The organism is Dawidia soli (assembly GCF_018598185.1).
Classification (GTDB): Bacteria; Bacteroidota; Bacteroidia; order Cytophagales; family Cyclobacteriaceae; genus Ohtaekwangia; species Ohtaekwangia soli.
On the sequence record NZ_JAHESC010000013.1, the window covers coordinates 52,211 to 64,514 of the forward strand.

Annotated in this window: 9 protein-coding genes; 3 read left to right on the forward strand and 6 right to left on the reverse strand. The window is 49.9% G+C overall.

Annotated features, from left to right (window positions below; genetic code table 11):
* Window positions 1–8 precede the first annotated feature (8 nt).
* Window positions 9–752: a Crp/Fnr family transcriptional regulator gene (locus tag KK078_RS10810; protein ID WP_254090286.1), complete on the reverse strand. Its 744-nt coding sequence runs from the start codon at window positions 750–752 to the stop codon at window positions 9–11.
* 151 nt (window positions 753–903) lie between these two features.
* On the opposite strand from KK078_RS10810, the gene KK078_RS10815 reads away from it, so the two are divergent.
* From KK078_RS10815 to KK078_RS10825, 3 genes are all read left to right on the forward strand, one after another.
* The gene (locus KK078_RS10815) at window positions 904–1,347 is read left to right on the forward strand and encodes a KTSC domain-containing protein (RefSeq protein ID WP_254090287.1); all 444 of its coding nucleotides are present in this window, start codon (window positions 904–906) and stop codon (window positions 1,345–1,347) included.
* Window positions 1,348–1,353: 6 nt separating this feature from the next.
* Window positions 1,354–2,145, forward strand: coding sequence for an HAD family hydrolase (locus KK078_RS10820; RefSeq protein WP_254090288.1), 792 nt, complete (start codon window positions 1,354–1,356; stop codon window positions 2,143–2,145).
* A gap of 137 nt (window positions 2,146–2,282) precedes the next feature.
* Complete coding sequence (locus KK078_RS10825) at window positions 2,283–3,020, forward strand: GldG family protein (RefSeq protein ID WP_254090289.1); 738 nt, start codon at window positions 2,283–2,285, stop codon at window positions 3,018–3,020.
* A gap of 9 nt (window positions 3,021–3,029) precedes the next feature.
* Here KK078_RS10825 and KK078_RS10830 read toward each other — a convergent pair whose 3' ends face one another.
* The 5 genes from KK078_RS10830 to KK078_RS10850 all read right to left on the reverse strand — a co-directional run bounded on the left by KK078_RS10830 (window position 3,030) and on the right by KK078_RS10850 (window position 12,296).
* Complete coding sequence (locus KK078_RS10830; protein ID WP_254090290.1) at window positions 3,030–3,821, reverse strand: hypothetical protein; 792 nt, start codon at window positions 3,819–3,821, stop codon at window positions 3,030–3,032.
* Window positions 3,822–3,842: 21 nt separating this feature from the next.
* Window positions 3,843–8,684 carry a DNA repair ATPase gene (locus tag KK078_RS10835; protein WP_254090291.1) on the reverse strand — a complete coding sequence of 1,614 codons (4,842 nt, stop codon included), beginning with the start codon at window positions 8,682–8,684 and terminating at the stop codon, window positions 3,843–3,845.
* Between the two features lie 138 nt (window positions 8,685–8,822).
* Entirely contained in the window at window positions 8,823–10,850 is a 2,028-nt protein-coding gene (locus tag KK078_RS10840) for a flotillin family protein (RefSeq protein WP_254090292.1), read from the reverse strand.
* Between the two features lie 58 nt (window positions 10,851–10,908).
* Window positions 10,909–11,577, reverse strand: a complete 669-nt coding sequence (locus tag KK078_RS10845) for an OB-fold-containig protein (protein WP_254090293.1) — start codon at window positions 11,575–11,577, stop codon at window positions 10,909–10,911.
* A 17-nt stretch (window positions 11,578–11,594) separates the two neighbouring features.
* A complete protein-coding gene (locus KK078_RS10850; RefSeq protein WP_254090294.1) occupies window positions 11,595–12,296 on the reverse strand; it encodes a PspA/IM30 family protein in 702 nt (233 codons plus the stop codon).
* Window positions 12,297–12,304 lie beyond the last annotated feature (8 nt).

Here is a 12,304-nt window from a genome sequence, read left to right on the forward strand (position 1 = left end):
GCATGCGGCTAAAACAGCCCGCTCAAGGATTTCCGGATCCTATCTTCCTGAGGCTGGCCTTGTATAACAATGGTCCGGCCTCTTACGGAGATATACTTTTCATCTTTAAGGATTTTCAGCAGCCTGGCCAGGGTCTCGTTTGACGTTCCGATCAACGCAGCCAGATCAGCACGCGACAATGTGACTTCCACGGGCCACTTTTTCTTTCCCCGGTATTTCTCAATCAATATCAACAGATTCAAAAACAATCTTTCTTTCACGGTTCGATGCTTCAAATTCGAAATGGTATTTACCCAAACGGTAAATTCATTGCTTAGAAATTTGAGCAGCATATTGGAAAGCAGGGAGGATTTGCCGAGTGCCTGCAAAAATTGTTTTTTGGGAATGAACGATATCTTACAATCTTCAATGGCCGTGGCGGTCACAGGATATCTGTCTCCACATAAGAGCGGGCGATACCCAATGATCTCACCCTGTACATGGATATTCATGATCTGTTGTGTTCCCTCGAAAGTTTCCTGGTAGATCTTGATCTTCCCTTTGTTCAGGATAAAAACGCCCTTCGGGTACACACCTTCGCGATAAATGTTCTGCCCTTTGGAATAGTGCTTTTGCACTACCGACTGTTTCAAAAAATCGATCTCATTTCCGCTGAGCAGCTCCCCTATTGAATTGTTAATGAAATAGAATCTGGATAAATCCATTGCGGCACAAATATCCTCCAAGCTATTTTTGCCGCGGTAGAAAAGCAAACATTCTCCGTTAAATACAAACGTTTCGCCGGGTCGTTTGGAATCCAGGTTGGTTTCCTTCCGTGTTGCCAGGGAAATACCCGTCGGCAGCATTCCACCGCCGGAACACGCCGATTGATGGTAATGAAAAATGTCTTATTTTCGCGCCGCAATGAAACGTATAATCGAATACAGGCGGCTTTTGGGCGTTGATAAATCGGCCGATTTGAAGGAATTGAAGACTGTTTACCGCAATTTCATGAAAGACTGGCATCCGGATAAATTCCAGTCCGACGAAGAGAAAGCCGCGGCCGAAGAAAAAAGCAAGACATTCATTGAGGCATATCATTTTTTAGTGAGCGTGGCCCCCGAAACGCAAGCGCAGAACCTGGAGGAGTATACAGCGGTTATCACCTCTTCAAAGATGGTGGATTTTCAATACAAGGGCCAGACACTTCAAGTCTCTTTCGCGGATGGCAGCGCCTTCGAATACTTCGGTGTGCCCCGCAGTATCTATCTGAAATTCCTGAACGCTGATTCCCCCGATCGTTTCGCCAGAAGACACGTCTACCACGCCTTCACGTATCGCAAAGTAGCCAAGGCAGTAGCGGCATAAGCACGTATGGACTATTCATCCGTAAGACTGGTCGCCTCCGATATGGATGGCACCCTGCTCAACACCAAACACGAACTCAGCCCCGATTTCTTTACGATCTTCGATCGCATGCGGTCCCGGGGCATTTTATTCTCCGCGGCCAGCGGACGGCAGTATCACAACCTGTATAATTGCTTTCCGGGCATCCAGGACGACATCATCTTTATTGCCGAGAACGGCAGCTATGTGATGCATCGGGGAAAAGAGCTTCACGTCCAGCCGATGGATGCGGACCTTACCCGGGATCTCCTACGGCGCACAAAAGAGCTTCCGAACGTACTGACGATCCTCTGCGGCAAGAACAGCGCCTATATAGACAACAACGACCCGGCCTTTGTCGCACGGTTATCCATGTATTACGACAAATACGCGGTCGTCGACAACCTCCTAAACGTCGAGGGCGATGAATTCCTGAAGATCGCTATTTGCGACCTCTCCGGCACCGAGCAGAACACGTACCCACACTTCGCGCAATACAGGGATGCGTTGCAGGTAAAAGTGTCGGGCAACGTATGGCTGGATCTTTCGCACAAGCTGGCGCACAAAGGCAAGGCGCTGGATGTCGTTCAGAAAAAATTCGGAATCGCGCCCGAGCACACCATGGTCTTTGGCGACTACCTCAACGACCTCGAAATGATGCGCGAGGCCCGCTTTAGTTTTGCCATGGAAAATGCCCATCCGGAAGTAAAGAGCGCCGCTAAATTCACGACCCGTAGCAACGACGACCGCGGGGTACTGCATATACTGGAACAGCTCTAGGGCATACTTCATCTGCCCGCCAGCGGATGATCTCCGCCCGATTCCGAACAAGCCGGACGTGCTAAACACTGTCTACGCCTGAAAAACTGTATAGATCTACGGTATGGTTCTTGACTGTCCTCTCAAAACCAATTACCATGAAATCCCTTGCCCCGTCCATCCTTACCGTAGCGGCGTTGATCTTCGCCTGCACGAACCTATTGGCGCAGAACAAAAAGATCCTGGTCGACGTCGGCCATGGCCAGCGATTCTACAGCGACCCTGCCGACAAGATCTCTACGGAGCTTGTCCCTACCGACCGGCTGAACTACATGACCGGAGAGCTCACCAGGAACGGCTCCGCCCACGACGCATCGATCGGTTATCTGAAAAAAAACATTTCTACGGATGCGCTCGCCGAAGGCGATCTGCTTTTCATCCACGCCCCTTCCGTGAAGTATACCGCTGACGAATGCAAGGCGATCGAACGATTTATCAAGAAAGGTGGCTCGTTGTTTATCGTGATGGACGAGGACTATTGGGGCACGCTGGCACAGGTCAACGTAAACGACATCGTTACCCCCTTTGGTATCACGTTTAAAACCGACAACCCCGACAAAGCGTCTGGCGGGCATTCCCAACCCGGAGTGGTCACGAAGACGAAGTATTCCATCCCGGCGCACGGTGCGCGTCTTGTAGAAGGTGGTAAACCTTTCGCCTATAACAACGCGACCGAGGAGAATCCGTTCGGAGTATACGCAGAAACAACCGGGGGCGGCAAGATCATTGCCATGGGCGAAGGCATGGTATCGTTGTACATGACCAGCTGGGAGGGCGTGAACGACTACCAGTGCGCCGAGTTTATGGGAGACGTGATCGGGTGGTTGTTGAAGTAACACCGGTCATTAGAGGCTTCTTCCAAACCTCGCCCAATCAAAACCGCTGTCCGCGCGATTATGCTTCAGCGCGGGAATCTGCGTGGTCACGATTATGGTCGTGCCGGGGATCTCGGCCCTGTGGTGCTGCGGGATCTCCTGTTTTGTTCCTTTCACCATGGCGAATTCGGCCTGCCCGAAAAACTCCTGGATGGATCGTTTCAACTGGTTAATATTATTCATGCCGTAGAAGAGGACCACCGGGGGCTTGTGTTCCTGAATTTTGGCCAGGATGGTTTGTATGCGGTGCGGATATACCTGCTCCTCGTATAACTTCCGTGTTTTGAGCATGCTCTTCTGCGGGAGGTCCAGCCAGCTATAGTACCAGGCGTGGTTGTGCGGGCTGGGGAGTGGATACAATGCGATCAACGCTTCGGAGGTACGGGTGAAATCGTTCTTTTGATAGTCGAGAAGGTCCGGCAGCGCTCTGCCCTGGCCGCCGTGCGCAAAAGCAATCAGGTTCTTCCAGATGCCGTGCAAAATGGCATGGTCGCCAAACCTGTAGTCGTAGAGCGTAGCGAACATGCTGGCGCGTGGCCCATCCGTTCGGAATGCTACATGCCGGTACAGGTCGCGGAGGTCGCAAAGCGCGGGAGGTTCGACTGCCCTCAGGTTATGGAAATAATCGAACTTCTCGGCCACTTCTTCCGGCAGATCGCCTCCACCTTCTTCATACCCGATAAACCATACGGGCGAGTTCCAGGATCCGAATCCGTAAAAGTTATCGAGCCAGTATTGAAGTGTATGTTCCTTTATCAACATGCGGCCAAATCGTCCTGACTGTTATGGTTTTCTCTGAATTGCTTTTGCAATCGCCTCGAGGTGTTCATTAAACGAGCTCAACTGGACGAGCATCTGACCCGACGTGTCGTTTTCGCTCAGCATTCCAAACTTATTATTCTTTATGAAGATTTCCTTGATCTGCGTCCAGCGTTTTCTCTCCTGGTCGTTCTGAAAACCTGCAATCTCTTTTAGTCGAAGCAGATTGGCTTCTGCATCCGATGTCAGGGTTTGAGACTCCCCTTCGTAATGGGCAAGAATCAAGGTATTCACTTCCTCGAGATTCATCAGCGGAACCACTTTGCCCGCCATCTTATTCATATTCCGGTATGACCCCTGCAACTTAAAGGCTGGTTCGGTGCGGTAGGCATCTTTCATGGCGGCACTCGCAATGTACTGCTGATTCACGAGCATCACCACATCCCGGATCCGTACGATGCTCCGGAGGACTGCCACGGCATCATCTATTTCCTGCCGGCTATAATTCCCCTCCAATTCAGGCAACATGTCGCTGCCCGTCTCGACATGACCGATGAGCTTGTACAGGTCGTCGAAGCTCCGGCTACTGATGCGCTGCAGGTATCGGCTCTCGGCGACACAGTTTTCGATCAAACTGAGTTTGAACAGCTGATCGGAGCTTCCGATCACATCGCCGAGGTTATAGACATCTGCGCGGTTTGCCAACATGTCCGGGATCTTAAACTGCTCACCACTCTCGGTATACGGGTTGCCGGCCATCACCACGCAAAAGCGTTTGCCCCGCAGATCATAGGTTTTGCTTTCGCCTTCAAAAATACCATCCATTTTCCGCTGACCGTCGGCCAGCGAAATGAACTTCTGCAGAAACTCGGGACTACAATGCTGAATGTCGTCGACATATAACATCACGTTGTCGGCCATTTCAAACGAAAGGTTTACCTTCTGCAGCTCCGCCCGCGCGCCCGATGTGGTCGCTTCCTGGGGGTCAATGGACGTGATCCTGTGTCCGATGGTAGGGCCATTAATTTTCACAAAGTGAAGGCCCATTGCTTTCGCCAGGTACTCCATCAACGTTGTCTTTCCATAGCCCGGCGGCGAGACCAGCAATAACATGCCCATGCGTGCCGTGCGCTTGTCATCACCGGCAGCGCCGATCTGTTTGGCAAGATTGGCGCCGATCAGGGGAAAGTATACTTCGTTGATCAGACGGTTACGAACAAACGAGCTCAATACTTTCGGCTCCAATTCACTGATCTTTAACTGCTGACGATAGTCCCGCGCCAGCTGCTCCTTGAGCTGGTTGAACGAGATGAATGCCGGGACGACCGCATCAAAATAGTCTCGCATCTTCTTTACGAAGTGATGAAAGCTCAGGGAATATATCCCATCACCGTGAATCACCGCATGCGTGCCCTTTAGTCCGGTCAGGTCCATGCTATCCGCCGCCGCCCGCTCTCTGTAAGCATGATTCTTAAAAAGAAGCAGGCAACCCGCCTCATCGACGTATTGCGCATCGACGGCAACAGACTGTGTTTGAAGAAATGCCTGCAACCAGCTTTGGATTATATGAAATCGCTCTGCTGTGTCGAAATCCGTGCTATTCACTTCCTGCAAAAACGAAGCAGTCTTCTTGTGCGCGTGTAAATACTCGTCGAACGCCTTCTTGAGATGCAGTGCTTGTTGACTACAGGTGAAATACCTGCCGGTCGAAAGCTCTGCATATAAATACTGTGCTACCTCGTTTGCTTCTACGGATCCATACGCAATCTTTGACTGCACGAACCGAGATGACAGTTCCTTTTCCACGAATCCGGCGCGTTTGCTCTCAGGAAAACTCTCCTGTATGGCATAGGCTGCGGCAATCAACTGCTGAAGCTTATTGCCGGAACCTTCGTCCAATCCAAACCAGAACAGCTGCGCGGCGACACGTACGGCAGGCGAAAATCGAAGGATCCCCAATTCCGCCTGAAGCTTCCGGAGGCCTTGGTAAATAAGGGCTGCATCGGTATTATGCACGCCCTTGAGATAGGCTGCTGCATAATCACGCTCTGTCCGGTCATTCAGGAAAGCCTCGTAGTTCCACGATGCAGGCTGCTGAAGACTTTCGAGGTAGGTCTGATACGCGAGGTATTCAGAACGATAGATCGCCATGTTCTCTGATATCAATTCCTGCTCCCAGATGGCCCGGTGCTGATAGAGGGATTCCGCGGTAACCTGTTTATAAAAGCTGGTGCCCAGGAGATGAAAATACAACTTCTCATTTTTGCGAATGATCGTCAGATCCAGCACCTGTTTATTGACCACGAACTTGTAATTGCCGAGTGCGATGATATTCTGACCATCAGCAAAAAGATCGGTTTTGTCTTTGAGATTTCGCAACGCCGTCTCCTGCGCCACCTTCACCAGGTTTTCCAGGTTTTCCGCTTTCGCTACGTCACCAAGATCTCGCAGCTCATCCACGAGGCTACGCACCTTATCGACCATCAGGTCGGTCGAAAAGAACGCATAGATACTTTCCTTATCGTTAAAGGACTGCGCCTTATTTTCGATGTTCTTCAGAACCCGTAAACCAACCTGCTCCAACGCCGTCGTACGTTTATTCAACTGTGCGACCAGCATTTCCTTTTTGCCGTTGAACGCCTTGACGACCTCATCACGCTTATCGGCTATCTTAAGCACAAACTCATCAAAGTCAGCGAACTTACTTTCGAGGTCCTCCACCTGAATACTCACCTTCGTAAAATACTCTTCGCATTTCTCGGGGGACGTCGAAAGATCGAGGAAGTTTACGATACTCTGATCGAGCAACGTAAGTTGTGCATAAAACTGGCCTGTCGACTCCTGCGTTCTCAACGCGGTTGTCATGCGCACCAGCTCTGCCTTCACCTCGTTCAGGGATGCGAAAATCAGGGAGATCTTTTCGACGATGCGGGTGGTTTGCGTCGTGTCTTCGATCTTCAGGCTGTTCAGGATATCGATAAGCATCTCCAGGCTGGTGGAAATCTCCTTTATCGCGAGCTGCACGGGCTGTGCATCGATCACTTTTGTCACGGCGCCGACTGCCTTTTTGAGCGTGGAAACTTTGGCCTCATAGGGCGCGAGCGCTTCTTCCTTCAGCAAAAAAGCGACGGTATCCTGCGAAAGCGAGCTGTTATACTGCGCAAGCGTCTCTTTGAGTGCCGCGACCGCGGCGTTATCAATGTAACGCACATTTTGCAAATCGATGACGGTCCCCTGTGTGCTTCGGATGCCGGCGAGCAGACTTACCAACTGATCCAGCGACGTGATCGTTGCGCCCTTGATATCCACCACCAGCTGGTCCACCCGCTTCTGCGTCGCCACGAGATTGTCCTTGGCGTGCTGGCGTTGGGCCTGCACCTTGGCGAACTCGTCGATGGCTGTGTTGGCGATATTCCGGATCTGAATCAGCGGCGTTGCAAGGTCGAACGTGCTTTGGTCTTTTAACCAGAAATACGAATCGACAATATCGTTCGCGCGCTTATGGATGTCTTCGTAAAGATCTTCATAGGTATCTTCTTTTTGCAAAAGCTGGATGACCTCCTGACTTTCGCTCATGGCACTCACTATATCCTTGTTCCCGATCTTATACAAGACATTGCTGCTCATCGTCGTATTTTCCTGGAGCGTCGCGGTATACGGCGTTTGCCAGATCTGTACCTGGTGATGTCGCACGGCTTCATTCTCGGATCGGAAATAAACCAACATTCCATCGTGGAACACTGTAAACCCGCTGCAGATGATCGGCGTCTCCACTTGCTGCGCGATCATATTGTATGACATCAGCACATAGGTATTGGCCTGCTTTTGATAGAATACATATAAGAAATCCTCACCGTTGGGGGACGCGACGCTCGTATCGAACTCCAAATCGGAAACCGGCAGCTCAAATATCTTATGCTCCCCGTTTTGAAGGTAATAGCCATTCGGAAAAATTATCCCCTGGTTGTCGGGCAGCAAAACAGCGGCATCGAGCAAACTATTGATGGAAATAACCTGCCGCGTGCGCACATTAAAAACATAGGCGCGAAAGCTCTCGCCATAGGGTCTTATCTTGATGGGAATGATATTCCCAAGATCCGCATAGTGATATTCCGCATCATCCAGTTGCTGATCTTTGTTTAAAACGGGCTCCGAATAGATCCCTTGCCCTGAATCCGTATTGTTCTCAATTTTAAAGGTGATATCGCCATGGATGGCTTCGATAAATACCTTGTCTAAGATCGATATGTGCGGATATAACCCCAGCCGACGATTATTGAGATCGGTCTTGATCCAATCGAATTCATGCTGTGGTGCTTTTTTTACCTCGTGAATGCTCCGGTCATCGAGGTATACGAGCTTGTCGTCCTTGATCAGCCATTTAAAGGCTTTCCGGTCGTCCGGGCTCTTACTGGTTTGGAAAACCATGTAAAGGTGATTCTCTGTCTTGACAAATTTGGCAAAGATCGAGTCCCTATAGTATTTATATAAATTGCTGAAGTCTGTCGCAAAACTCTCGTCCTCAATCAGCGTCGGCGGCACCGGATCGAAATGGTCGCTGGTAAATTTATAGATGCTGAATACATCGCTGAGCTTGATGTTTTCGCGCAAACCAAAGTGAACATTATAACCGAAGAGGGTGAGATTATCAAAGGCCATAATACCACGCGCCACACCGCTGTTGACGGTAGTGATGCGTTGATTGGCGATCAGCTGAAATCCCGTGGAATTGAAGATCTCCTTACGGGCGGCATTCAGCTTTGCCAGCCTTTCTACCAAATTCAACCTCTGTTCTTCCAGTCGCTTCCGGAGGATTTCAAATGTTCCGGAATCCAATGTATTATTTGTATTCTCTGTGCCTGCCATTACGAAAAAATATAAACACCGATAAACGCCATGCCTGTGCAAATTAATGCCCGATCCGAACGGGGAGCTTCATCGATGGTTTGCTCCATGCTTCAATGGATTCCGACGCAGGGAGCTAACCATCGATGTTAGATATACTTACAACTTCCTGTTAGACAACCCCAGGCTGCTGGCCAGGTTGGCAAGGTTCAGCAGCGACGGACGATCTTCTTCCGAGCTATTCTGCTGCATTTTCAGGATGAGGCTGGAAATGGTCAGGTTTTTAATATCGTTCGTGGTGATATTGTATTTCTCGGCGAACTGACGGATACGGGGTAACAGGTCTCCACCATTTTCGCCGTCACCCAAGAGTGCTGTTTTGAGCTGTGTGGCGTTTTCGCTTTCATTGATCAGACGATCGAAACCTTTTGCATTCGAGACCTGGTTGACAATATTCTGGAAGAACATCGTTTCACCACCCACGATATCGATTCGCGCAGATTTCAACGCCTCGCCCAAGATGACGGCTTGTGAATCGGCAATGTGTTTCTGAATATCGATCTGCGCGAGCGCGATGTCTTTTTCCTTGGTGAGTAACAGCTTAAACTCTTCGTGATCTTTTCCAACGGCGTCCAGGTTTTTCATCGCTTCTGCCTTCTCCTGAATACCGGCAGCCTCTGCCAGCGCCTTCTCTTTCGTAACTTCCGCCTGGCTCAAACCTTCTTTGCGTTTTGCTTCCGCCACTTTCTCGATAACCGTCGCATCGACAATACCCTGTCTCTCGGATGCCTCCGCTTTGGCCATCATAACCTCCGCTTCCGAGAGGCCACGCGTTGCTTCTTCCCGTGCTTGCGCTTCTGCAAGTATCTTCCGTGCCTCCGCCTGTTTCACCGCGGCTTCTTTCTTCGCTTCGGCATCGATCACCAATTGTTTCGCTTTTTCTTCTGCGGCTTTCTTTTCAGCCTCGGCAGCCTTCACCGTATAGATGAGCTTCTCTTCGGCCTGCTGGCTGGCCTGTGTGATCCCCACCGTCTTATTACGCTCCACCTGACGGAAAGCTTCCAGGTCTTTTACGCCTTGTTGCTCTTCCACTACGCCTTTCTCCAGACGCACGCGATCACGAATAACATCCTGGATGTTCTTACGCTCTACCTCTACGGTTTTCTCTTTTTCAATTTGTGCCAGTGTTACGATCTTCTCGCGCTCGGTGGCCTCGAGAGCACGATCCTTTTCCACGCGTTCCGTTTCAACGGCATCTGTCCGTTGTTTGTTCTTCTCTGCGATGATGATCTGGCGCAACTTGTTTTCTTCCTGCACGGCCAGGGACTCTTCCGTTTTGATCCGCACTGTTTCGGATTTTAGTCTTTCTTCTTCGCGTACTTTAATAATCTCCGCTTGCTCGCGTGCACGCACGTTGTCGATCTCCCTACGCTGCTTTTCTTCCTTCTCGGCCATCTGACGTTCCAGTTCCAGGATGGACTCGCGCGCCTCAACGTCCTGCTTCTTGATCACACGCTCTTCTTCCCGTTTGATGAGATTGGATTTTATATTCTGCGCGGCTGTAAGCTCCGTGATCTTCTTGATGCCCTCGGAGTCCAGGATGTTTTGCGGGCTGAGGAATTTTATCTCGGTCTGCTCAAGAAAGTCAATCGCACAGTCGTCCAGAATGTAACCGTTCAGATCGGTTCCGATAATATTCAGGATCTCCGTCCTAAATTCGCGGCGGGCTTCATACAGCTCGATAAAGTCGAACTTCTTGCCTACTGTCTTCAGGGCCTCCGAGAATTTTGCCTCGAAAAGGTTGCGGAGTGTTTCGGTATCGCTGGCGCGTTCGGTACCGATGATTTGCGCCACATTCAACACGTCGTCTACGTTCTTATTTACGCGAACGAAGAACGCTACTTTGATATCCGCGCGGATGTTGTCCTTACAAATCAGGCCATCCTGCTCGAGGCGGTCTATCTGCAATTTTTTCACCGAGATATCCATGATCTCCATTTGGTGAAGGATGGGAACTACATACATTCCCTTGTTGAAGGCGACTTTGCCACCACCAACCCCGGTACGCACAATTGCCTTGCCCTGCGGGATTTTTTTGTAAAAAGTCGCAAACGCAAAGAGAATAATAAAGATAATGAATGCGATTCCGCCAATAAGCAATAAGCTAATACCGCCAAGTAGGTCCATAGTCAGAAAAGTTTTAAGGTTAGATGTTATTATGTGTGTAAATCAATTGCGAAACGCTTCAGGTAATGCTGGAGAGCGTGATTTCCGGTACAACCAGGTAAAATTTCTTATCGGTTGATTCGCCGGCAATCATTACCTCCGAATCGTATGCGATCGATTCGCCTGTTTTGCTTTTTACGTTGACACGGATGATATCACTCTGTATTTTCACCTCCGCGGCGCCGATGGTATCGCCTGAAATGGTACTTTTCATTCGGGCAATCCTCCCTAACAATTCCTGCGGTTCTTCTCCATTATAGCCCATGGAATGATAAACTTTGACCAACGGTTTGGTTGCATACCGGGTAATCAGATACGCGATAAAAAAAACCGGCAGAAGAATGGCAACAGATCTCCAGCCCCAGCTTGCCAAGCCTAAAAATATCGATGACGTCAAGGTAATAACCCAGGCCAGTAATTTAAATACAGAATATACGACCATGAACGGGACCTTCCCGATGTTTACGAATTCCAGCGTCTTCTGGAAAAAAGATGCGTCTGCCGCGTCTGCGTCAACGTCGGTATCGAGGTCTGTTCCGTGCCCGGCAAAATCGCTGTCCGCGCCAGAATCCCCGAACAAGTCTCCTGCGAAAAATGTGATGATCCAATAAATAGCTGTCACGCCTGTAAGAATGGTCATGATCGCGTTGCTCAGCGGGTGAAACAGGAGATCTTTTATACTTGACATCGGGATGTTGAGTATTTTTATGAAATGCCTAATTTTTCTTTGATTGCCTGAAGATCTTTTTCAATAGAGGATGAATCATTCTTCAACAAACTGTCCAGCTCATCTTTTTTGCTATGTCGTTCGCGGGACATTTCACCATAGGCTTTGGCAAGGGCTTCCTGATCTTCTACTTTTGATTTCATGCGTTCGAGCATGGCGATTATTCCGTTGCTATCGACATGGGCGAGTTGCTTATTCACTTGTTCTGTCGCCTTGCTGACTTTCATCCGGGCCTTTAATGTCCGCAACTCCTTCTCCCACTTCTCCATGTTTTCCTTGAGGATCTCGGTGTTCTGCAACATCTCCCGGGAGGATCGCTGCAAGGCCACGACTTGAACCGCGAGCTCTTCTGATTCCAGGTAATACTTTCGATGGAGCGACAAAGCCTCCCGCGCAAGGTCTTCCGCTTTGATCAAGTCAACCTGCCCGGACTGCGCTTTTTGCATGATCAATATAGCCTTTTCGCCATAAGTTCTTGATTCTTCCAGACGCTGAAGCTGATCGTTTTCGGCACGGATCGCCAGGGCTTTCACCTTCGCATAGGCTTCCGTTGCTTCCGTTAGATCCGCGCGAAGCTCACGAAGGCCCTGTTCCGTCATTTTAATGGGATCTTCCATCTTATCAACCGCGGCATGGATTTCAGCCTGTCCGATCCTGAAAAGCCTTTTGAAAATATTCATGACTGATA

What these genes read in the sequence shown, in the direction of transcription:
- KK078_RS10815 (WP_254090287.1), top strand. Translation starts at nt 904, where the DNA reads ATGAAACGTATAATCGAATACAGGCGGCTTTTGGGCGTTGATAAATCG.
- KK078_RS10820 (WP_254090288.1), top strand. Translation starts at nt 1,354, where the DNA reads ATGGACTATTCATCCGTAAGACTGGTCGCCTCCGATATGGATGGCACC.
- KK078_RS10825 (WP_254090289.1), top strand. Translation starts at nt 2,283, where the DNA reads ATGAAATCCCTTGCCCCGTCCATCCTTACCGTAGCGGCGTTGATCTTC.
- KK078_RS10830 (WP_254090290.1), bottom strand. Translation starts at nt 3,821, where the DNA reads ATGTTGATAAAGGAACATACACTTCAATACTGGCTCGATAACTTTTAC.
- KK078_RS10835 (WP_254090291.1), bottom strand. Translation starts at nt 8,684, where the DNA reads ATGGCAGGCACAGAGAATACAAATAATACATTGGATTCCGGAACATTT.
- KK078_RS10840 (WP_254090292.1), bottom strand. Translation starts at nt 10,850, where the DNA reads ATGGACCTACTTGGCGGTATTAGCTTATTGCTTATTGGCGGAATCGCA.
- KK078_RS10845 (WP_254090293.1), bottom strand. Translation starts at nt 11,577, where the DNA reads ATGTCAAGTATAAAAGATCTCCTGTTTCACCCGCTGAGCAACGCGATC.
- KK078_RS10850 (WP_254090294.1), bottom strand. Translation starts at nt 12,296, where the DNA reads ATGAATATTTTCAAAAGGCTTTTCAGGATCGGACAGGCTGAAATCCAT.